General features: G+C 72.0%; 19 protein-coding genes. 13 read left to right on the top strand and 6 right to left on the bottom strand.

Annotated elements, in window-relative coordinates; all coding sequences use genetic code 11:
- Nucleotides 1–68: 68 nt before the first annotated feature.
- Complete coding sequence (xseA, locus tag J4E96_RS16230) at nucleotides 69–1,322, bottom strand: exodeoxyribonuclease VII large subunit (RefSeq protein ID WP_227423096.1); 1,254 nt, start codon at nucleotides 1,320–1,322, stop codon at nucleotides 69–71.
- A 29-nt stretch (nucleotides 1,323–1,351) separates the two neighbouring features.
- Between xseA and J4E96_RS16225 the strand changes: the two genes are divergently transcribed.
- Nucleotides 1,352–2,371, top strand: coding sequence for a 4-hydroxy-3-methylbut-2-enyl diphosphate reductase (locus tag J4E96_RS16225; RefSeq protein ID WP_227423095.1), 1,020 nt, complete (start codon nucleotides 1,352–1,354; stop codon nucleotides 2,369–2,371).
- 79 nt (nucleotides 2,372–2,450) lie between these two features.
- On the opposite strand, the gene J4E96_RS16220 is transcribed toward J4E96_RS16225, so the two are convergent.
- Complete coding sequence (locus J4E96_RS16220; RefSeq protein ID WP_227423094.1) at nucleotides 2,451–3,812, bottom strand: DNA recombination protein RmuC; 1,362 nt, start codon at nucleotides 3,810–3,812, stop codon at nucleotides 2,451–2,453.
- 68 nt (nucleotides 3,813–3,880) lie between these two features.
- Between J4E96_RS16220 and J4E96_RS16215 the strand changes: the two genes are divergently transcribed.
- From J4E96_RS16215 to J4E96_RS16195, 5 genes are all read left to right on the top strand, one after another.
- Complete coding sequence (locus tag J4E96_RS16215) at nucleotides 3,881–4,699, top strand: ABC transporter ATP-binding protein (protein WP_406619987.1); 819 nt, start codon at nucleotides 3,881–3,883, stop codon at nucleotides 4,697–4,699.
- Entirely contained in the window at nucleotides 4,675–6,249 is a 1,575-nt protein-coding gene (locus J4E96_RS16210; RefSeq protein WP_227423093.1) for a hypothetical protein, read from the top strand. The genes J4E96_RS16215 and J4E96_RS16210 overlap by 25 nt, the downstream gene beginning before the upstream one ends.
- 44 nt (nucleotides 6,250–6,293) lie before the next feature.
- Complete coding sequence (ychF, locus tag J4E96_RS16205) at nucleotides 6,294–7,379, top strand: redox-regulated ATPase YchF (RefSeq protein WP_227423092.1); 1,086 nt, start codon at nucleotides 6,294–6,296, stop codon at nucleotides 7,377–7,379.
- A 732-nt stretch (nucleotides 7,380–8,111) separates the two neighbouring features.
- Nucleotides 8,112–9,386, top strand: a complete 1,275-nt coding sequence (locus tag J4E96_RS16200) for an ATP-binding protein (protein WP_227423091.1) — start codon at nucleotides 8,112–8,114, stop codon at nucleotides 9,384–9,386.
- A gap of 100 nt (nucleotides 9,387–9,486) precedes the next feature.
- Nucleotides 9,487–9,870 carry a hypothetical protein gene (locus J4E96_RS16195; RefSeq protein WP_227423090.1) on the top strand — a complete coding sequence of 128 codons (384 nt, stop codon included), beginning with the start codon at nucleotides 9,487–9,489 and terminating at the stop codon, nucleotides 9,868–9,870.
- 200 nt (nucleotides 9,871–10,070) lie between these two features.
- Here the strand turns inward: J4E96_RS16195 and J4E96_RS16190 are convergent, their stop codons facing one another.
- The gene (locus J4E96_RS16190) at nucleotides 10,071–12,179 is read right to left on the bottom strand and encodes an FAD-binding oxidoreductase (RefSeq protein ID WP_227423089.1); all 2,109 of its coding nucleotides are present in this window, start codon (nucleotides 12,177–12,179) and stop codon (nucleotides 10,071–10,073) included.
- A gap of 112 nt (nucleotides 12,180–12,291) precedes the next feature.
- Here J4E96_RS16190 and J4E96_RS16185 point away from each other — a divergent pair, with 112 nt between their 5' ends.
- The 3 genes from J4E96_RS16185 to J4E96_RS16175 all read left to right on the top strand — a co-directional run bounded on the left by J4E96_RS16185 (nucleotide 12,292) and on the right by J4E96_RS16175 (nucleotide 14,078).
- Nucleotides 12,292–13,221, top strand: coding sequence for a LysR family transcriptional regulator (locus J4E96_RS16185; RefSeq protein ID WP_227423088.1), 930 nt, complete (start codon nucleotides 12,292–12,294; stop codon nucleotides 13,219–13,221).
- 382 nt (nucleotides 13,222–13,603) lie between these two features.
- A complete protein-coding gene (locus J4E96_RS16180) occupies nucleotides 13,604–13,840 on the top strand; it encodes a hypothetical protein (RefSeq protein ID WP_227423087.1) in 237 nt (78 codons plus the stop codon).
- Nucleotides 13,841–13,856: 16 nt separating this feature from the next.
- On the top strand, nucleotides 13,857–14,078 hold the full coding sequence (locus J4E96_RS16175) for a hypothetical protein (protein ID WP_227423086.1): 222 nt from the start codon (nucleotides 13,857–13,859) through the stop codon (nucleotides 14,076–14,078).
- 318 nt (nucleotides 14,079–14,396) lie between these two features.
- Here J4E96_RS16175 and J4E96_RS16170 read toward each other — a convergent pair whose 3' ends face one another.
- Genes J4E96_RS16170 through J4E96_RS16160 form a run of 3 tightly spaced genes read right to left on the bottom strand, consistent with a single transcriptional unit; the run spans nucleotide 14,397 to nucleotide 17,023 of the window.
- Nucleotides 14,397–15,134: a DinB family protein gene (locus J4E96_RS16170; protein WP_319637695.1), complete on the bottom strand. Its 738-nt coding sequence runs from the start codon at nucleotides 15,132–15,134 to the stop codon at nucleotides 14,397–14,399.
- Between the two features lie 13 nt (nucleotides 15,135–15,147).
- Nucleotides 15,148–16,356 carry an endo-1,4-beta-xylanase gene (locus J4E96_RS16165; protein WP_227423085.1) on the bottom strand — a complete coding sequence of 403 codons (1,209 nt, stop codon included), beginning with the start codon at nucleotides 16,354–16,356 and terminating at the stop codon, nucleotides 15,148–15,150.
- A gap of 28 nt (nucleotides 16,357–16,384) precedes the next feature.
- Nucleotides 16,385–17,023, bottom strand: coding sequence for a VOC family protein (locus J4E96_RS16160; RefSeq protein WP_227423084.1), 639 nt, complete (start codon nucleotides 17,021–17,023; stop codon nucleotides 16,385–16,387).
- Between the two features lie 152 nt (nucleotides 17,024–17,175).
- On the opposite strand from J4E96_RS16160, the gene J4E96_RS16155 reads away from it, so the two are divergent.
- The 4 genes from J4E96_RS16155 (at nucleotide 17,176) to J4E96_RS16140 (ending at nucleotide 21,514) form a co-directional block, all read left to right on the top strand.
- The gene (locus J4E96_RS16155; protein ID WP_227423083.1) at nucleotides 17,176–17,982 is read left to right on the top strand and encodes a basic amino acid ABC transporter substrate-binding protein; all 807 of its coding nucleotides are present in this window, start codon (nucleotides 17,176–17,178) and stop codon (nucleotides 17,980–17,982) included.
- 95 nt (nucleotides 17,983–18,077) lie between these two features.
- On the top strand, nucleotides 18,078–18,863 hold the full coding sequence (locus J4E96_RS16150) for an amino acid ABC transporter permease (protein ID WP_227423082.1): 786 nt from the start codon (nucleotides 18,078–18,080) through the stop codon (nucleotides 18,861–18,863).
- Between the two features lie 5 nt (nucleotides 18,864–18,868).
- Nucleotides 18,869–19,681: an amino acid ABC transporter ATP-binding protein gene (locus J4E96_RS16145; protein WP_406620467.1), complete on the top strand. Its 813-nt coding sequence runs from the start codon at nucleotides 18,869–18,871 to the stop codon at nucleotides 19,679–19,681.
- A 69-nt stretch (nucleotides 19,682–19,750) separates the two neighbouring features.
- The gene (locus J4E96_RS16140) at nucleotides 19,751–21,514 is read left to right on the top strand and encodes an ABC transporter family substrate-binding protein (protein WP_227423081.1); all 1,764 of its coding nucleotides are present in this window, start codon (nucleotides 19,751–19,753) and stop codon (nucleotides 21,512–21,514) included.
- Nucleotides 21,515–21,522 lie beyond the last annotated feature (8 nt).

The following is a 21,522-nucleotide window of genomic DNA, read 5'->3' as shown; positions in this document are numbered from 1 at the left end:
GGCTCGGCGTCGAAGGCATCTCGGGCTCCTCGTCGGTGGTCGGTGCGGGTGGGCGAAGCAGTGAGTCGTCAGGGGGCCGCGGTCGCCGCGAGCTCGCCGCGGGCGACACGGATGCGAAGCGCCTCGCCGGGGGCGACGTCGTCGGCGGCGCGCACGACCGCGCCGTCGGCCCGCTGGACGACGGCGTAGCCCCGGTCGAGCGTGGCGGCCGGCGACAGTGCCCGCAGCTGGGCCGCGAGCTGGTCGGTGTGGCCGGCCGCCCGCGCGAGCCAGTCCTCGAGGGCGCGCCGGCCCGACTCGCGCCGCGCGAGCACGTCGCTGGCGCGCGCGGCGACCATCGACTGCGGCACCGCGAGCACGGGTCGCGAGCGCGCGGACGCCAGCCCGGCCTGCTCGCGGGCGAGGAGGTGGCCGATCGCGGTCCGGATGCGCGTGCGCGCCTGGGTGATCCGGACGCGCTCCTGGGTGACGTCGGGCACGATGCGCTCGGCGGCGTCCGTCGGGGTGGACGCCCGGTAGTCGGCGACGAGGTCGAGCAGCGGCGTGTCCGTCTCGTGCCCGATCGCGCTGACGAGCGGCGTGCGGCAGGCCGCGGCCGCCCGGACGAGGGTCTCGTTGCTGAACGGCAGCAGGTCCTCGACCGCGCCCCCGCCGCGCGCGACCACGATGACGCCGACGCGGGGGTCGGCGTCGAGCTCGGCGATGGCGGCGCTCACCTGGGCCACCGCGCTCACGCCCTGCACTGCGACCTCGCGGATCTCGAACCGCACCTGGGGCCACCGGGCCTGCGCGTTGACGACGACGTCGTGCTCGGCCTTCGAGCCGCGTCCGCACACGAGCCCGACGACGCCGGGCAGGAACGGCAGCGGCACCTTGCGCGCGGCGTCGAACAGCCCCTCGGCCGCGAGCACGCGCTTGAGGTGCTCGATGCGCGCGAGCAGCTCGCCGACGCCGACGGCGCGCACCGCGTCCGCCTGGAGCTGCAGGGACCCGCGCTTGGTCCAGAACGTCGGCTTCGCGTGCACGACGACGTGCGCGCCCTCGGCCAGGGGCACGGCGACGGCCTCGAGCACGCGCGAGTACACGGTCACGGGCAGCGACATGTCGGCGTCGGTGTCCCGCAGCGTGAGGAACGCCATCCCGGCGCCGGGCCGGCGGCTGAGCTGGACGATCTGCCCTTCGACCCAGACGGGAGCCATCTTCGCGACGTAGTCGGCGATCTTCGACGCGAGCAGGCGGACCGGCCACGGACGCTCCGCCGTGGTGTCCAGCGCGCGCAGCGGCAGCGCGGGGATGGGCGGGGCGGAGTCCTGATCGGTCACGGGGCCAGGGTGCCACGTACCATGGACAGGTGGCTGAGCAGCGCAAGAAAGTCCTCCTGGCGGCCCCGCGGGGGTACTGCGCGGGGGTTGACCGGGCCGTGATAGCCGTTGAGAAGGCCCTCGAGCACTACGGGGCGCCCGTCTACGTGCGCAAGGAGATCGTGCACAACAAGTTCGTGGTCGAGACCCTGGCCGCGCGCGGGGCGATCTTCGTCGACGACACCGACGACGTGCCCGAGGGTGCCCGCGTGGTGTTCTCGGCGCACGGCGTCTCGCCCGCCGTGCTCGCGGCGGCGGCGGCGCGCTCGCTGCAGACCATCGACGCGACCTGCCCGCTGGTGACCAAGGTGCACAAGGAAGCCGTCCGGTTCGCGTCGGACGACTACGACATCCTCCTGATCGGCCACGCCGGCCATGAGGAGGTCGAGGGCACCCTCGGTGAGGCGCCCGAGCACATCCAGGTCGTGAACTCTCCCGACGAGGTCGACCAGGTGACCGTTCGCGACCCCGAGAAGCTGATCTGGATCTCGCAGACGACGCTGTCGGTCGACGAGACGATGGAGACGGTGCGGCGGCTGCGCGAGCGGTTCCCGAGCCTGCAGGACCCGCCGAGCGACGACATCTGCTACGCGACCCAGAACCGGCAGGTCGCGGTGAAGAAGCTCGCGCCGGACTGCGACGTCGTCATCACGGTCGGCTCGGCGAACTCCTCGAACTCGGTGCGGCTCGTCGAGGTCGCGCTCGACGCGGGCGCGCTTGCGTCCTACCGCGTGGACACCGCGAGCGAGGTGGACCTCGCCTGGCTCGAGGGCGCGACGACGGTCGGCTTGACCTCGGGCGCGTCGGTCCCGGAGATCCTGGTGCGCGACGTGCTGGAGCTGCTCGCGCGCGAGGGCTTCGTGCACGTCGAGGAGGTGCGCACCGCGACGGAGGACCTCATGTTCTCGTTGCCGCGCGAGCTCCGGACGGACCTGAAGATCGCCGGCACGCCCATCCAGCGCGAGCGCCGCGTCGCGCCCCGCCCCGAGGTCGCCGCCGAGACGGTGTAGACGCCGCCCGCGCCGTCCCCGAGGGCCACCCGCCGCGTAGGCCGACGCGGCGGGAGCCGTCGGGAGCCCGCAGGCGTCGTCAGCCGGCGGTCTTGACCGGCGCGTGCGCGGGCGCGGGCGCGGGCGCAGCGGGGCCGACGTCGTCGAGTGCGACGACCTGGTCGGTCGCGGAGGCGACGAGCTCGGGTGCGCTGACCGCGCTCAGGCGCGGGTTGGCGGGCGTCGGCGTGGGCAGGTCGGCGTCGACGACGCTCAGGTCCGCGAAGCGGCGCGCGCTGACCAGGACCCGCGTCTCAAGCGACGAGACGGTCTGGTTGTAGGCGCTCGCGGCGCTGTCGATGGCGCGACCCAGCCGGGCGACGTGCGTGCCGAGGGTCGCGATCCGGCCGTGCAGCTCCTTGCCGAGCGACAGCACCTGCTGCGCGTTCGCCGCGAGCGCGTCCTGACGCCATGCGTACGCGACGGTCCGCAGCAGCGCGATCAGGGTCATCGGGGTCGCGATGACCACGTTCCGCTCGAACGCGTACTCGAACAGCGCCGGGTCCTGCTCGACCGCGGCGTGGAAGAACGCCTCCGCCGGCACGAACATCACGACGAACTCCGGCGCGGGCGCGAACTGGTCCCAGTACCGCTTCGCCGCGAGGTCGTCGATGTGCTTGCGGAAGTGCCGCGCGTGCGCGGCCATGCGCTGCGCGCGGACGGTGTCGTCGGTCGCCTGGCACGCGTCGAGGTAGCCGAGGAAGGCGACCTTGGCGTCGACGACGACGCTCTTGCCGCCCGACAGGCGCACGACCATGTCGGGCCGGAGCGGGCCGTCGTCGGTGCGCACCTGGTTCTGCTCGACGAAGTCGACGTGGTCGACCATCCCGGCGGACTCGACGACGCGCCGGAGCTGGATCTCGCCCCACTTCCCGCGCACCTGCGACGAGCGCAGCGCCGTGACCAGCTGGCTCGTCTCGGAGCGCAGGAGGTCGGAGGACTCCCGCATCGCGCGGACCTGCTCCCCGAGCGCCGCCGCGCCCGTGAGCCGCGACGTCTCGGCTGTCGTCAGCTCGGCCTTGACCTGGTCGAGCGTGCGCGCGAGCGGCTCGACGAGCTGCTGGACCGCGCGCTCGCGCCGCGCCAGCTCCGACGCCTGCGTCTGCTGGCTGGCCAGGAACCGCTGGTCGGCGAGGGCGAGGAACTGCTCGTTGTTGGCCGCGAGCGCGTCGGCAGCGAGCGCGCGGAACTGCTCCGTGAGCCGGGCCTGGTCGGCCTGCAACGCGCGCACCCGCTCGGCCGACGCCGTCCGCTCGGCCGCGAGCTGGGCGTCGGCCCGCGCGGCCCGGACACGCTCGACCCCGACCCGCGCACCGGCGCGTGCGAGCGCGAGCGACCAGCCGACGACGGCGCCGAGGAGCAGGGCGCCGGCGATGAGCAGGGCAGCGGTCGTGGTCGTCATGCCCGCCAGCGTGCCAGGAGCCACTGACACTCCCCGCCGGTCCCGCCGCGACCCGCTAACCTGCGCCCATGTCATCGAACGCGATGTCCGATCTCGCCGCCGCCACCGCGCCACCGCCAGCCGGGCCGCCCGCGCTGGCGCTGCGGGGGCTCTGGAAGCGGTTCGGGACCAAGGTCGCCGTCGCCGGCATCGACCTCGACGTGCCAACCGGCTCGTTCTACGGCCTGGTCGGCCCGAACGGCGCGGGCAAGACCACGACCCTGTCGATGTCCACCGGCCTGCTCCGCCCGGACTTCGGCGAGGTCCGGGTGCATGGGCAGGACCTGTGGGCCGCGCCGATCCAGGTGAAGGCGATGCTCGGGGTGCTGCCCGACGGGGTCCGGCTGTTCGACCGGCTCACCGGCCGGCAGCTCATCACCTACGCGGGCCTGCTGCGCGGGATGGACCGCGACACGGTGGGCGAGCGCGCGCAGGACCTGCTCGAAGCACTCGACCTGGTGGCGGACGCGACCACGCTCGTCGTGGACTACTCGGCGGGGATGACGAAGAAGATCGCACTGGCCTGCGCGCTCGTGCACGCGCCCCGGCTCCTCGTGCTCGACGAGCCGTTCGAGGCCGTCGACCCCGTCTCGGCCGCGAACATCCGCACGATCCTCGCGACGTACGTGCGCGACGGCGGCGGCACCGTGATCGTCTCCTCCCACGTCATGGACCTCGTCCAGCGCATGTGCGACCACGTCGCGGTGATCGCCGCCGGGCACGTGCTCGCGGCCGGGACGGTGGACGAGGTGCGCGGCGTCGGCAGCCTCGAGGACCGGTTCGTCGAGCTAGTCGGCGGCCGCAGCACCGGTGAGGGGCTCGCGTGGTTGCGCACCTCGTCCGACTGAAGCTGACCCTGCTGCGCAACGGGCTCCGTCGCTCCGTCTGGCAGGTCGTCGGGCTCGTGATCGCCGCCGTGTACGCGCTCGGCGCGGTGGTCGTCGCGATCGTCGGCCTCGCCATGCTGGCGAACGCCGACCTGCCGCTCATCCGCACGGTGCTCGTCTTGCTGGGCTCGCTCCTCGTGCTCGGGTGGTGGGTCGTCCCGCTGGTGGCCTACGGGGTGGACGCCACGTTGGACCCCGCCAGGTTCGTCACCTTCGGAATCCGCCGGCGCGACCTGCTCGCCGGGCTGGCGATCTCGGGGCTGGTCGGGGTCCCGGGCGCCGCGACCGCCGTCGTCGTCCTCGGCACGAGCCTCGCCTGGTGGCGGCACCCGCTGGCGGCGCTCGTCGCGCTGCCCTGCGCGGTCGTCGCGATCGCCACCTGCCTCGTCGGGGCGCGGGCCACCACCACCGCCCTGTCTCGTTTCGTCGGGCGACGGCGCTATCGCGAGCTCCTCACGATCGTGATCTTCATCCCGCTCATGCTCCTCGGCCCGCTGGGCTCCGCGCTGGCCGAGGGCCTCGGCCGCGGCAGCGACGCCCTGCCCGGTCTGGCCGAGGCGATCGGCTGGACCCCGATCGGCGCCGTCTGGGCCGTCCCGGCGGACGTCGCGGCCGGGGCGTGGGCCGGCGCCGGGCTCAAGCTGCTCGTCGCGCTCGGCACGCTGGCCGCCCTGGTCGTCGGGTGGGACCGCGCGCTCAGCCAGGCGCTCGTGACGCCGTCGTCGGCCGGTCGGACGCGCCGATCGACCCGCGGGCGCGGGCTGGGCGCGTTCGCGTGGCTCCCCGGCACGCCGACGGGGGCCGTCGCGGCCCGCTGCCTGACGTACTGGCTGCGCGACCCCCGGTACGCGGCGGCGATCGTCATCGTGCCGCTGATCCCGGTGCTGCTCTACTTCGGCTCCGGCGGCACGGCCGGCGGCGGCCTGCTGCTCGCCGGACCGATCGCGGGCTTCATGCTGGGATGGACGGTCTCGGCCGACGTCGCCTACGACGGGACCGCCTTCTGGACGCACGTGGCGGCGCCGATCAGCGGGCGCGTGGACCGCGCGGGCCGGGCCCTGGCGACGGCGGTGATCGGTGTGCCCGTCACGCTCGTCTTCGTGGTCGGGACGGTCGCGGTCACCGGGCGGTGGGAGACGCTGCCTGCGCTCCTGGGCGCGAGCCTCGGCCTGCTGCTCACGGCGCTCGGCGGTGCGAGCATCGTGTCGGCGCGGGTCGTCTACCCCGTGCCCAAGCCCGGCGACAGCCCGTTCTCGACGCAGCAGGGCGCGTCGATGGCGGCGTTCGTGTCCCAGCTCGTCGGGTGGCTGGCGATCACTGTCGTGAGCCTGCCGGAGCTCGTGCTCGCCGGGTTCTCCGTGGCCACCGGATCGGTGCCGCTGGGCGTGCTCGCGTTGGTCGTCGGGACCGTCTGGGGGACGGCCGCGCTCGCGGGCGGGGTTCGGCTCGGCGGCCGCACCCTCGAGGGCCGGGCCCCGGAGCTGCTCGCGCGGTTGGTCGCGTTCGGCTGAGGTGCCCGGGGGAGCGCTCCGGCGGCCCCGTAGACTCGACGCCCGTGGCTCTCACTATCGGCATCGTCGGCCTGCCCAACGTCGGCAAGTCCACCCTCTTCAACGCCCTCACCCGTGCGCAGGTGCTCGCCGCGAACTACCCGTTCGCGACGATCGAGCCCAACGTCGGGATCGTGCCGCTGCCGGACCCGCGGCTCGAGGTCCTCGCGGGGATCTTCGGCAGCCAGCGCATCCTGCCCGCGACGGTGTCGTTCGTCGACATCGCGGGCATCGTGCGCGGCGCGAGCGAGGGGGAGGGGCTCGGCAACAAGTTCCTCGCGAACATCCGCGAGGCCGAGGCGATCTGCCAGGTCACGCGCGTCTTCGCCGATCCCGACGTCATCCACGTCGAGGGCAAGGTCTCGCCCAAGGACGACATCGAGACCATCAACACCGAGCTGATCCTCGCGGACCTGCAGACCCTCGAGAAGGCGATCCCGCGCCTCGAGAAGGAGGTCCGCGGAAAGAAGGCCGAGCAGGGGCTGCTCGACGCCGCGATCGGCGCGCGCACGCTGCTCGAGGCCGGCACCACGCTGTTCCAGGGCGCGGCCGCGGCGGGCCTCGACCCCGAGCAGGTCGCGGCGCTGCAGCTCATGACGGCCAAGCCGTTCATCTACGTCTTCAACACCGACGACGCCGGCCTCGCCGACGCCGCGACCCAGGCCGACCTGCGCGCGTTCGTCGCGCCCGCGGACGCGATCTTCCTCGACGCGAAGTTCGAGTCCGAGCTCGTCGAGCTCGAGCCGGACGAGGCGGCCGAGATGCTGTCCGAGACCGGCATCGAGGAGGCCGGCCTGGACCAGCTCGCGCGGGTGGGCTTCCACACGCTCGGCCTGCAGACCTACCTCACCGCCGGGCCCAAGGAGACGCGCGCCTGGACCATCCACCGCGGCTGGACCGCGCCGCAGGCCGCCGGTGTCATCCACACCGACTTCCAGCGAGGCTTCATCAAGGCCGAGGTCATCGGCTTCGACGACCTCGTCGAGACGGGCTCGATCGCGGCTGCCCGCGCCGCCGGCAAGGCGCGCGTCGAGGGCAAGGACTACGTGATGGCCGACGGCGACGTGGTGGAGTTCAGATTTAACGTGTGACAGCTCCTCGAGGCGATCGACGGCATTGACCTCGGCGAGCCGTGATAGTGATCTCAGGGCGGCGACGTACGGTCAGCGCCATGTTCGGGAGAAGAGGGTCCAAGACCGACGGGCAGGCGCGGTCCGCGGAACCGAGCTAGGGAGCATCCCTACGATCACGGGTGCTCACCGCCGACCCGGTCACCCTTGGACTCACGCCGAAAGCGACCGCGCCGGTCTGGGGGATCGTCATGGATACATCGTTCCCTGATGACGATGGCTGGCATTGCCTCGTGACGCGCTCAGACGGAACGACGAGTCTTTACACCAGCGCGGCATTCGGCATCATCGGTGGGGGTTCGCACGAGACCGTTCGCGTTGCGGGTCAGGAATTGCTCGTGCTCGCTGGACAGCGTCTAGAAGGTCGTCACGGCGGCCGGGGCCGACCTGGGCAACAACCGCCATCCGGCTTCGCCCGTCTTCCACGCAGCTCACGACGTCATCGGGCATCTGCGGATAGCTACTGGGTCTGGGTCGTCGCTCTAGGCCCGAGCACCCGTCGTCTCGTGCCGCCGCGAACGGTTGCCGAGGTGATGGCGAAGAGTGGTTTTGTTCAGGTCGCTAGAGTCGCGCCGCCGTGGATGCGCGTGACCTCCGGGTTGCCGGTTGTAGTTTGATCCAGTTGCTAGATGTAGTCTGGCTTGGTTGCTCGATGTAGGTTGCCGCACGGACCACGCTGCGATTGAAGGTGCCATGGCCATCGAGTACGTGCCGCGGATCGCGGACGGCCAGTTGCTGGATCGCCTTGCGGCGCTCGGTGCGGTCGTGATCGAGGGGCCCAAGGCATGCGGCAAGACGGCAACGGCGCGGCGGCGTGCCGCGAGCGAGGTGCTGCTCGACGTCGACGTCGAAGCGATGCGTGCGGTGGCAGTCGATCCCCGGCTGGTCCTCGACGGTCCGTCGCCACGGTTGATCGACGAGTGGCAGCGCGGGCCACGGGTGTGGGACGCCGTGCGGCGCGCGGTGGATGACCGCTCAGTGCCGGGTCAGTTCATCCTCACGGGTTCAGCGACGCCGAACGACGACGCCGCGAGGCATTCTGGCGCGGGGCGCATCAGTGTGATGAGGATGCGCCCGATGACTCTGTTCGAGCAGGGTTACTCGACGGGGCAGATGTCGCTCGCTGCGTTGATGTCTGGTGAGGCGCCGGATGCCACGCGCAGCGAACTCACGTTGCGGGCGTACACCGAGCGGATTGTTGTTGGTGGCTGGCCGCAGCTCCTCGGGGCCGAGCCGAAGGTTGCGATGCAGTTCATCCGCGACTACCTCGAAACGATCGTCGAGCACGACATCGATGTGGTGTCCGGGGCTCGCCGGGACCCGCGGTTGGTGCGCCGGTTCTTGCACGCCTACGCCCAGCTCACCGCCCACCCGGCCCGGCTCAGCACGATCGTCGCGCGGGCGCACGGAGGAGACTTCGAGAGTGCCGACGAGGACGCCGGCGGTCTGACGCGGTGGTCCGCCGAGCCCTACCTTCGGGCATTGAGGCGAATGATGATCGTGGACGAGATCGAAGCGTGGAGCCCCTCGCTCCGCTCACGGAGCAGGCTGATCAGCCTGCCGAAGCGGCTGCTGGTCGATCCTTCGCTCGCCGCGGGACTGATGGACTGCTCGCCCGAGCGGCTTCTCGGTGACCTGAACACGCTCGGCTTTCTGTTCGAGTCACTCGCCGCTCGGGATCTTCGAATCTACGCCGAGGCGAGCGGCGGACGAGTCTTCCACTATCGCGAGAGCTCCGGTGACCTTGAGGTCGATCTTGTGGTCGAGCAGGCGGACGGGCGCTGGGCAGGGTTCGAGGTCAAGCTCGGGGGCGACCTGGTCGACGAGGCGGCGGCGGCACTGCTCCACCTGGCCGACACCCGGGTATCTGTCGCGCCCAGTGCGCTCGTCGTCATCACCGGCACCGAGTATGGCTACCGTCGGACCGATGGGGTCTGGGTGCTTCCCCTCGGCTGCCTCGGGCCGTGAGATCACCTCGACCGTGGGCTTCAACCATTCGGGCCTCTGTCGGACAGCTGTTGTTCGGAACCGGAACGGCGTGGAGTTCAGACTTAACGTCTAGCTGCGGATGCAGGAACGCCTCCTGAGACTGTCGACGTCCGGCCATTCTGACGACGTGACAGTGGGCGAACCGGGCGGGCGGCATCACGCTGACCGTGTGCCCTGGCCGCGACGGCCAGCCCAGGTGTTCGGTTGGAAGCGCAAGTTCGTGCGCTCATTCGTATGGCGCATCGCGCTAGGGGTGGGGTTGCTCGGAGCTGCTGCTGCCGGCGGCGGCGTGGGCGTGCTGGCTGCCCCGCTTATCCGACAGCCGCGTGAAGCGGGGTTTTGGGGAGGCGTCGTTGTCGTCTTCGTTGCCTACATTCTCCTCATCGCGATCGTCTTCATTGGTAACGCGCTTCGGGTGCCGAGTCTGATGCGGTGGAGGGATCGAATGGAGTTGCTCGCCTGAGCGGCGGCGAGATGGTTGCGTTCGGGTTGTCGGCAACGGCTGAAGCAGATGGTGTTCCGGGACGCGACGTGGTGGAGTCCCGCTTCAACGTCTGACCTGAGCGTCGCCACTGTCCGGCGGGCGGCCCACCCGCCGGACAGCGGCGACCGCCCACCTGCGCAGTGAAAGCAAGGCGCGCCGCGGCTGGTCAGGGCCCGGGTTCACCGCGGGAGCGCGGCAGGCTGCACGTCGGTCGCGAACACGCCGTCTGGATCGACCCGGGAGCGTACCTGAGCGACGCGCAGGGCTGTGTCGGCCGGGAACGACCGCTCGGGGTTCTCACGCTCGACGGCGAGAGTCGGCGCTGAGTACCCGGTCGCCCACCGTGACACCGGCTCCCAGGCAGTGTCGATCGCCTCCCTGGCGGCCGCAGCGCCCCGGCGTCCGTGGAGTGCGATGGCCAACCAGCCGAACGCACCGCGGTAGTGCCCGACGGCTCCCCCGTCATCCACGGGGGAGGCGAGCGCGCCGCCGAGCTGGCGGAGCTCGGCGAAGGCGAGGCGGCTGTTCGGTCGGGCGGCGCCCGCGAGCATCGCCTCGGTGATCTGGATGGCCTGGCTAAGGTCGCCCGGCCCCCTGGCGCCAACGAGCGCATGGCGGGACCCGTGCGCCGGAGCGATCGGTGGGTCCATGTGGGTGTGCGGAACCTCGCCCGGATCGGCGACGCGCCAGGTGTCGAGCACGGGACGGCCGGCTCCGCGCAGGCGGGCGAGCAGCTCGCCGGCGGCCTCCCGTGCGCAGGCGTCGCCGTCGACGGCGGTCCCGTCGACCACGAGGAGCGGGCGTCCGGTGAGTCGCAGCGGCATCCCGGGGAGCGGCGCCAGCGAGAGGATCCGCAGCGACGTGGTGATCGCGGATGGGGCCCCAGCGGTCCACTCGGCCCACGCCCGCGCGACCTCACGGGCGTCGTCGAGTTCCCACGCGGTGGTGCCCGTGACGACCGTGCCGGGAGTGAAGGCCCTGACGGTGACCGCCGTGACCACACCGAAGCCCCCGCCGCCGCCGCGCAGCGCCCAGAACAGCTCGGGATCGCGCACGCGGCTGACCGTCAGGTGCTCGCCGTCGGCCGTGACGAGCTCGATCGACTCGAGGTGGTTCGCGGCCACCCCGGTGTGGCGGCCGTAGGCCGACAGTCCGCCGCGGGTCAGATATCCGACGACACCGACGTGTCCGGACGAGCCGTGCGGCACCGCCAGCCCGTGCGGACGGAGCAGCGGCACCACGTCAGCCCACGGGCGGCCGGCCGGAACCCGCACCAGCGCGCCCGCCGGGTCGACGGTGATCGGCCCGTCCATCGCGACCTTGACGAGCACGTTGCGGCGCAGGTCGCCCAGACCCATCGCGGCGTGGCCGGTCGAGTGCATCGAGACGCCGAGCTGGGCCGCACGGGCGTGCCCAATGGCTCTCCGCACCTCCTCGACGGTGGTCACGGTGCCGCCGCGTGCGGGAGCCGGCGAGGCGGTGGAATCGAACGAGGCCACCGCGCGCCGGTAGGCCCGCGTGTGGCGCGCACCCGGCTCCGAGCCCGAGCGCGGTCTGCGGCGCACGAACCCGGCGAGCCTTGCGCCAACGGCGAGCACGGTGGCAGCGACGAGCGTGGCGGCCAGGCCCACCCGCGGGAGCGCGAGGATGACGACGAGCGCGAGCAGCACGGCCCTCGCGGCGGGGGGACCGACCAACTGGGGCGCTGCAGGCATCGCGTACACCGGGGTGCGCGGGCCACGAACCGTCTCTGCGGCCACCGCTGTGGCGGCCAGCGCTGCCACAGCGAGGCCCGCGACGACGAGCGGAGCCAGAAGCGCGCCGACGGCGACCCCGGCGGCCATCGCGACCAGCGCGACCGCGAGCGAGGTGCCGGTTCGCTCCTCGGTGTCAGCGAGCCAGGCCGTCGCGGCCACGACGGTCATCATTGCGCCGATGCCGAGGAGCAGGCCCGCAGGCAGCGTCGGTGCGCCGACGAGGGGAACCATCGCTCCCGCGGTGGCGACAGTGAGACCGATCGATGTGAAGCGGCGACGTCCGCGTCGGTCGGAGGCGGATGCGCCGAGTGCGAGCGCGAGGCAGCCTCCCGCGGCGGCGCCGAGCATCGCGCCGACGTCGCGCACCGCGTCGGGCATGGCAAGGGTGGCCGCCAGCCCTGACAGGGCGAGGGACGCGGCGACGCCAGCCGAGAACCTCTGCCGTCGCGACAGCGGAGATGGCTCGGTCTGCGCGACAGAGGCGAACCCGCTGATGCGGGGTGTGATCGCCGCGGGTGTCGAGGTGGTCATGACAGTCCTTTCAAGAGAGGGGAGCGACATGACCAAGGGTTCATGGAGCAAACATGGATGTCGAACAGGAAATAGAGATGGGATTGATCGACTGCGCCGATACCATCGCGGGATGGATCTCCGGATGCTCGAGACGTTCGTCGCGGTCGCCGAGGAGGGCGGGTTCACCCGTGCTGCGGTTCGGCTGCACCTCGTGCAGTCGTCGGTCTCGGCGTCGGTGGCGAGCCTCGAACGCCAGCTCGGCTTCCGGCTGTTCGACCGGCGCACCCGGTCGGTGCAGCTCACGGCCGAGGGGCGCTCGTTCCTCGAGTCGGCGCGCGCCGCCGTCGACGCCTTCAACCGCGCCCGCGAGGACGCCGCCAAGCTCGGCGGCGGCGTTGCCGGCACCGTAGCTGTCGGCGTGCTGGTGATCCCCGACATGCTCGGCGTCGCCAGGGCCGTGACCACTCTGCACGCGCAGCATCCGGGCATCGACATCATCGTGCGCACTGCGACGAACGGCAGCGAAGGCCTGCTGGGCGACATCGTCGCCGGGGACCTTGACCTGAGCTTCGTCGTCCTCCCGCTCCCGTTCGCCCACCCTCCGGAGATCGTGTTCGAGCCGCTTGTCGCGGGGCGCTATCTGCTGTGCTGCGGGCGTTCGCACCCTTGGGCGGGGCGCACCGATGACATCCCCGTCGAGGAGTTCGACGGCGTCGACTTCGTCGAGTTCCCGCACGGGTTCAGTACGCGCCGGGCGACGGACGAGCGGTTCGCCCACACCCAGGTCCGACGCCGGACCCACGTCGAGGTCGCCCACCTCGAGCTCGTCGCGACGTACATCGCCGCCGGCACGGGTGTCGGCTTCGTCACCGAGAACCTGGTCCAGGCCTCTGACGCGCTGGTCCCGCTCACCGCATCGTGGATCGACCTGCGCTGGTCCATCGCGATCGCTCGCCGACGTGGCCGGAGGGTCTCCGGCGCAGCGTCCACCTTCCTCGACGTGGTGCGCGAGAACAGCCGCGCGGCGATCGCGACAGGTACGGGGCTGACGCCCGGCTGATCCCGGCCGACCCGTCAGGTCCAGCGGTCAGGGCGCCCTCGGCAGGCGGCCCCCTCAGCGAGCGACAGGCGCCGGATCGGTCGCTCGAGCAGATCGACCGGGGCGGACTCGGTGGAGGTCAAGTCCCGTTCTCGTCGCGGACCGTCACTCGCCATCGTCCAGGGGTGCGTTCTAGCGGCCCCGGGTCGGCCGCGAGGTAGTCCCTCCCCGGCGAGGTAGTCCATCACGAAGGACTACCTCGACCCGGAGGGACGAACTCGGCACGGTCCTCGCGCTCATCCGCAGGGTGGCGTTCGATGGGCGAGGGCGACCATCGTGGGAGGCTGCGGCGGTGGGGAGGCTGCGGCTCAACTCGCATCGGGCCAGTGCCGATAGGTGCTTCATGGCTGGTCAGGACTTGCTCATCGACCGTTCCGTTGCGCGCTTGGCGGCGGCCTACGTCGCGGCGGGCCTGGCGCCGATCCGGCCGCCGGAAGACGTCGACGCCGTCCTCGAGGAGATCCGCGCGGCGATCCTCCCGCTGCGGATGCCGGCGGAGCTCGAGCCGACGACGGCACTGGGGTTCTCGACGTCTGGTGCCCCGCCGGCGTCTGCGCCTACGGGCCAGGATCGGGCGTGAGTTCGAGTTCGACGTGATGCTCCGGCCCGAGGTGCCCGAGGTGCCCGAGGTGCCCGAGGTGCCCGAGGTGCCCGAGGTGCCCGAGGTGCCCGACTGGAGCTCCGAGCAGCGCGAGATCCAGCAGCAGGCGCTCGGGCAGAACCTTGAGGGTGCTCAGGAAGCGCTCATGCGCCTGTGGGCGAAGGCGTTCCAGACGCCAGCCACGGCGGAGGCCACGGGAGTCCGGCCGGTCGACTGAGCCGAGCGGCGCATGGCCGCGCCAGGTGTCGCCCGTCGGGTAGTTCGGCCCCGGGCCGGCCTCGAGGTAGTCCCTCCCCGGTGAGGTAGTCCCTCCCCGGCGAGGTAGTCCCTCACGAAGGACTACCTCGCCCCGGAAGGACTACCTCGCCCCGGAAGGACTACCTCGACCAGGCGGCCAGCCATAGTGGCGACGTGAGAGTAGGCACAGCCGACGCTGCCGACGCGATCGGAGCCGACCACCCGGAGCCGTGGTCAACGACCGCGTGATCGGCGTCGCACGAGGCCTGTCGACGACGTTGCCCGACGGCGGGAGCTTCTACAGGTTCTCGGGCGTGGACCTGACGATCTTCGCGGGGGAGTCCGGCTGCGCGAGCGCGATCGGCACGCCGCCGGAGGCGTCGCCCTCGAATGCGACCGCCCCCTCGACGCCGACGACCGAGTAGGCCTGGGCGCCGCCGGGGGGAGCCACCGGACCGGCGGCCCGCGCCGCCCGCTCTAGCCGCTCGCGGTAGTCGGCCCACCACGCCGCGTCGCCGGCCGGCAGGTTGTCGTTCGCCGCGCGCAGCCCGACCTGCCCGTCGATGAGCTCGCGGACGATGTCCGCGTGACCCGCGTGCCGGCTGGTCTCGGCGATCATGTGCGCGAGGATCCGCAGCAGCGTGACCTCGTTGCGCTCGGGCGACCACCACGGCACGTGGCCGACGGCGTCGAGGTCGAGCGCGTCGATCGTCGCGTCGGAGTGCGCCCAGGCGCGGTGGTAGAGCGCGACGATCTCGGCGTGCGACTGCTCGGGGGTCGCCCACATGTCCGCGTTCGGCTCGGCGCCCTCGTCCAGCCACGGGAGCGGCACGCCGTGCGGGCGCTCGAAGGTCTCGCCGAAGTACCCGAGCTCGACGCTCGCCACGTGCTTGACGAGCCCGAGCAGGTTGGTCCCGGTCGCGGTCAGGGGGCGGCGGGCGTCGTACTCGGTGATCCCGTCGAGCTTGCGCAGCAGCGCCTCGCGCGCCTCCTGCAGGTAGCGGCGGAGGTCGGCCTTCGGATCGGCGGGTGGCATGGCACCGAGCCTCTCATCCGAGCCGGACATCGCCGGGTTCGCCGGGACCGCGCACCACGTAGTCCCCACGGAAGCCCTCGAGCTCGAAGCGACCGTCTCCGTCGGTGCGCACCGACGTCGGCGGCAACCACCACGCCCCCTTGATCAGCGCGTGCAGCGCGTCGTAGGCAGGCTTCGGCGTGCCGTCCGCGCGCACGAGCCCCGCCGGGGCGCCGAGCCACGCGCCGTCGTCGGACAGGCCCCAGTAGGTCACCGACTGCACGGCCGGATGGCCGAGCAGCGTGCGGTAGTGCCGGGCGATCTCGTCCGCCTGCCGCTCCTCGCCCGCCGGGGTCGACGGCCAGTCGTCGATCACGTAGTCGTTGAGGTCCTCGATCTCGGCGGGCATCACGTGGCCGGAGACCAGGGTCGTCTCGGTTAGGTGCAGCGGCAGCCCGAACCGCGCGAACCGGTCGAGCATGGCGAGCGTGCGGTCCTCGCCCCAGTAGCCCTGATGCATGTGGGTCTGCAGCCCGAGCGCGTCGATGCGGATCCCGGCGGCGAGGCAGTCCTCGATGAGCTGCTCGTACTCGGCCGACAGGTCGAAGTCGTTGAGCAGCAGGGTGGCGCGCGGATTCGCGGCGCGGGCGGCGTCGAACGTGCGCGCCACCGTGGCCACGCGGCCGTCGCGCGCGCAGAGCCGGGTGAGGCCGTTCGCCTCGCGGTCGAACCTGGGCATGATGACGACCTCGTTGATCGCGTCCCAGGTGTCGATCACCCCGGCGAAGCCGGTCACCTCGCGCGTGATCCGGTCGACGACGGCGGCCGCGACCTCGTCCTCGGGCAGGGGGAGCAGCCACTGCGGGGCCAGCGTGTGCCACGCGAGCGGGTGACCCTTGACCGCGCAGCCGTGATCGACCAGCCACCGCGCGGCGCGCAGCAGCCGCGCCGTGTCGGGGCGGCCCCGCACCGGCTCGACGTCGCGCCAGTAGAACGGCAGCGTCGCGGTGTTGAACAGGTCCAGCCACAGGCCGGCGAGCGGCCCGCCAGGTTCGGCGTTCTCGTCGCCGGGCGGCGGCACGAAGTCGAAGCCGGAGTTCCCGAACGCGAACTCGTGCCGGCGCTGCTCGACCGTGACCTCGGCGTCGGCCGCGGGTCGGCCGTCCGGACCCGCCACCGTGACCGCCGTCCGCGCGGTGCGGTGCGCCAGGGCCGGCGGGGTGGGCACGGCGACGAGCTGCATGGGCGCTCCCTGAGATCTGCTCGATCGGCTAAATCTGCACGACGCCCGCGGACGTCTCGAACGACACCGCGAGGAGCCCCGGGGTGCCGTGCGGGGCGACGAACGTGAACTCGACCGACGTCGGGGTGTACTCCGGGTCGAGGCCGAGCCAGGTCCGGACCCGGTCGGGATCGCCGGCGATCTGGAGCCCCGCGATCCGGACGTCGGGCCGGCCTCCGACCGACGGGTGCAGCGCCGCGGGCGTGTCCCACCGCAGCACGTAGGGCAGCTGGGGGTCCGTGACCAGGCCCTTGACGCCGATCTGGTGCCAGCGCAGCTCCACCCCGTCGGGCCGACGCCGGTTGCCCGGGGGCGCGTCGTACCCGAGCTGGCGCTCGAAGGGCGCGAGGTCGTCGACGGCGACGACCCAGCACAGCCACCCGCCGCCCGTCTCCGAGCGGGCCCGCACCGCCTGCCCGAACGGCGCCTTGTCGGACGACGGGTGGTCGAGCACCTCGACAACCTCGACGTAGCGCCCCTCGGCGAGCGGGAGGATGACGTTCCGGGTGCCGAACCGGGGGTGCACGCCGCCGTCGATCGGCACCACCCCGAGAGCGGCGCCGAGGCGTGCGGCGGTCGAGCGGAGGCCGTCGGGCTCGGCGGCGTAGGCGACGTGGTCGAGGCGCATGCCAGGCATCGTGGCACACGCCGGGAGGGGCCCACGGTGGGCACCCGGACCGCCCGCACGCTCACCCGCACTACGATCTGGGCACGGGCGATGGCATTTTGCCCCCTCCGGGTCGCGCACCGCGCGCCCGATCCCGTCATCTTGGAGGCACTGTGCGCACTCCCACTCGTCGAATCGGCACCCTCGTTGCCCTGTCCGCTGTGGCCGCCCTCGCGCTGAGCGCGTGCGGCGGCGGCGACGCACCGGCGACCTCCGACAGCGGGGTGCCACTCGTCGAGGCGGGCAAGCTCATCGCCTGCACTCACCTCCCGTACGAGCCGTTCGAGTTCAACGACGGCGGCACGATCGTGGGCTTCGACGTCGACGTCGTCGCGGAGATCGCCGCGGACCTCGACGTCGAGCTCGAGGTCGTGGACACCCCGTTCGAGGGCATCCAGACCGGCGAGGACCTCAGCACGGGCAAGTGCGACGTCGCCGCCGCCGGGATGACGATCACCGACGTGCGTGAGGAGGCGCTCGACTTCTCCGAGCCCTACTTCGAGGCGACGCAGGCCCTCATGGTCAAGGCCGACTCGGACATCGCGACGCTCGCCGACCTCGAGGGCAAGAAGCTCGGCGTGCAGGCCGCGACGACCGGCGAGATCTACGCGCAGGACGAGGCGCCCGGCGCCGAGCTGGTCCAGTTCGAGGACCTCGCGCTGCTGCAGACCGCCGTCCAGACGGGCCAGGTCGACGCCGCGATCAACGACAACGGCGTGCTGCTCGACTTCGTCTCCAAGAACGACGACGTCCAGGTCGTCACCGAGTTCGACACCGGCGAGCAGTACGGGCTCGGCGTCAAGACCGGGAACGCCGACCTGCTCGAGGCCGTCAACGCGACCCTCGCCCGCCTGGCGAGCGACGGGACGTACGACACGATCTACGAGAAGTGGCTCGGGGTCGCTCCCGCGACGAGCTGAGACCGGCTCGAACCACCAGCACGTCCGCACACCCGAAAGTGACGGCGCGGGCGGCCGGTCGACATGACCGGCCGCCCCGCGGAGTGGAGAAGACCTTGGCACTGACCAGGCGGCAACGCGCCCGAACGCTGCGCGGCACGCAGTATGCGGTGCTCGTGGCGGCCTTCGTCGTCATCGCGCTCATCGCGGACTGGGACACCATCTTCGACCGGCTGCTGAACCCGGCCGTCGCGGCCGAGCAGTTCCCGGGGATCATCCTCACCGCGCTGCGCAACACCGTGATCTACACCTCGCTCGGCTTCGCGCTCGCGCTCGCGGTCGGCCTGCTGCTGGCGCTGATGAAGCTCTCGTCGGTTGCGCCCTACCGGTGGATCGCGAACATCTACGTCGAGTTCTTCCGGGGCATCCCGGCGCTGCTCGTGTTCCTCGCGTTCGGGTTCGGCGTCCCGCTCGCGTTCGGGACGCGGTTCGGGATCTACACGACCGTGATGCTCTCGCTCGGGCTCGTCAGCGGCGCGTACATCGCCGAGACCCTGCGTGCGGGCATCCAGGCCGTGCCGAAGGGGCAGATGGAGGCCGCTCGCTCGCTCGGGATGTCCTCGGGCCGGGCGATGGTCTCGATCGTCATCCCGCAGGCTTTCCGCATCATCCTGCCGCCGCTGACCAACGAGCTCATCCTGCTCACGAAGGACTCCTCGCTCATCTACCTGCTCGGCCTGTCGCTGAACGAGTACGAGCTGACGAAGTTCGGGCGCGACGCCATGAACCAGACCGCCAACCTGACGCCGCTGGTCGTGACCGGCCTGTGCTACCTCATCATCACGATCCCGCTCGGCTTCGCCGTGCGCCGGCTCGAATCTCGCTCAGCAAAGGCCCGGTGACCGCGTTGACCACCCCCACGACCGCTCTGCAGCCCGACCCCGTCGAGGGCAAGCCGCTCGTCGACATCCGCGGGCTGCACAAGTCGTTCGGCGATCTCGAGGTGCTCAAGGGCATCGACCTGCAGGTGCACCCGGGCGAGGTGGTGTGCGTCATCGGCCCCTCGGGCTCGGGCAAGTCCACCCTGCTGCGGTGCGTCAACCTGCTCGAGACCCCGACCGCCGGCACCGTCCGGATCGGCGAGCTCGAGGTCACCGACCCGGACGTCGACATCGACAAGGTCCGCCGGCACGTCGGCATGGTGTTCCAGCAGTTCAATCTGTTCCCGCACCTGTCCGTGTTGCGCAACTGCACGATCGCGCAGGACAAGGTGCTGGGCCGGCGCGGCGAGGAGGCGGACCGCGTCGCGCGCGCGAACCTCGCCCGCGTCAACCTCGACGACAAGATGGACGAGTTCCCCGCGAAGCTGTCCGGCGGCCAGCAGCAGCGCGTCGCGATCGCTCGCGCGCTCAGCATGGACCCCGAGCTCATGCTCTTCGACGAGCCGACGTCGGCGCTCGACCCCGAGCTCGTGGGCGACGTGCTGACCGTCATGCGCCGCCTCGCCGAGGAGGGCATGACCATGCTCGTCGTGACCCACGAGATGGCGTTCGCGCGCGAGGTCGCCTCGCGCGTGGTGTTCATGGACGACGGCACGATCGTCGAGCAGGGCACCCCGGACCAGGTGATCGGGGCCCCGCAGGAGGAGCGCACGCGCGAGTTCCTGCGCCGCGTCCTCGACCCGACGCACGTCGAGCCGGGCGAGTCCGAGCCGTACTAGCGGGCACCGGCGCCCGTGGTGCCTCGGGGGCGATCAGGTACGCTCCCGATCGACCCCGGAGGAGCACTGATGAGCAGGCGCAGGCACGCGGGGATCAGTGCCGTCGCGATGGGCGCACTGCTGCTCGCGGCGTGCGGGTCGATCGGTGGGGGAACCGCCGATCCCGACGCGGGCGGGGAGCTCGCTCTCGCGATCACGATCGGGGTCGAGCAGCTGCCGGACGGCTATAACGCCTTCACGGCCGACAGCGGCAGCGTCGTCAACGCCTACGTCAACAACCTCACGCAGCAGGGCTTCACCACCCTTCTGCCGGACGGCTCGATCGAGCCCAACAGCGTGTTCGGCAGCTACGAGAAGACCTCGGACGACCCGCTCACGGTCCGGTACACGTTCGCGGCCGACGCCGTGTGGTCCGACGGCACCCCGATCGACTTCGACGACGCGCTGCTGACCTGGGCCGCGCGCTCGGGCACGTACACCTCGGGCGAGGTGGACGCCGACGGCGCGCCCGTCGCGCTCTTCACCGCGTCCAACACGAGCGGGTGGGACGCCGTCGCCAAGCCCGTCGGCGAGCCCGGGGACCGGTCGTTCACGCTCACGTTCGCCGCGCCGTTCGCGGACTGGGAGGTGCTGGCCGACGGGTTCATGCCCGCACACGTCGCGGCGGAGCAGGGCGGGCTCAGCGCGGCCGACGACGGCGCCGCGCTCGTCGCTGCGATCGAGTCCGACGACGTCGCGGCGCTCGCCGGCGTCGCGGCGTTCTGGAACGCGGGCTGGGCCTACCAGGAGAACCTGCCCGCGCTGCCGGACGCGGCGCTCATCCCGGCGTCGGGGCCGTACGCGTACGCGAGCGCCTCCGGCGGCACGCTCACCCTGCACCGGAATGAGAAGTGGTGGGGCGAACCCGGCGCCACCGAGTCGATCGTGTTCACCGCCGTCGACGCCGCCGAGATGGTGCAGGCGCTCGCCAACGGCGAGATCGACTCGTTCGACCCGGCCAACCCGACCGCGGACATGGTCGCGCAGCTCGCCGACCTCGGCCCCGACGTCGTGGTCGAGACCGGCGAGTCGTACGCCTACAGCCACATCGACCTCGACTCCCGCGCCGGGGGGCTGTTCGAGGATGCCCGCGTGCGGCAGGCCTTCCTCACGTGCGTCCCGCGGCAGGAGCTCGTCGACAAGTTCGCCGCCCCGATCACGGCGACCGCGCAGCTGCTGAACCTGCGGGAGTTCCTGCCCGCGCAGGCGGAGTACGACGCCGTGCTCGCCGCCGTCCCGAGCGCGACGCTCTACGACCGCGTGGATCTCGACGGCGCGGCGCAGCTCCTCGAACAGGCGGGCGTCGCCGCGCCCGTGCAGGTGCGGCTCCTGTACGCCGAGCAGTCGGGCCTGCGCGCCGATCAGGTCGCGCTGATCAAAGCCTCGTGCGACCAGGCCGGCTTCGACGTCGTCGGCCAGCCGGCCCAGGACCTCTTCGGCGTGCTCGCCGAGCCAGGCACCTGGGACGCCGCCCTCTTCGGCTGGACGGGCTCCGGCCTGGTCACCGAGAACCAGGCGTTCTACGTCACGGGCGGCGGCCTGAACTACGGCGGGTACAGCAACGCGACCGTCGACGCCCTCTGGGACCAGATCGTGACGGTCGCGGACCGGGCCGCGGCCGTTCCGCTCAAAACCGAGCTGGAAGAGGAGCTGTGGGCGGACCCGTACAACGTCATGCTGTACGCCACGCCGGGCCTGACCGCGCACTCGGCGCGCGTGAGCGGGCCGGGCTACAACCCGACGCAGTCGGGCTCGACCTGGAACGCGCAGACGTGGACGAAGTCGGCGGGCTGACGCACTCG

The organism is Pengzhenrongella sicca (assembly GCF_017569225.1).
In the GTDB taxonomy this organism is placed as follows: domain Bacteria; phylum Actinomycetota; class Actinomycetes; order Actinomycetales; family Cellulomonadaceae; genus Pengzhenrongella; species Pengzhenrongella sicca.
Note: the sequence above shows the minus strand (reverse complement) of the source record. Positions and strands in the feature narration are given on the sequence as shown.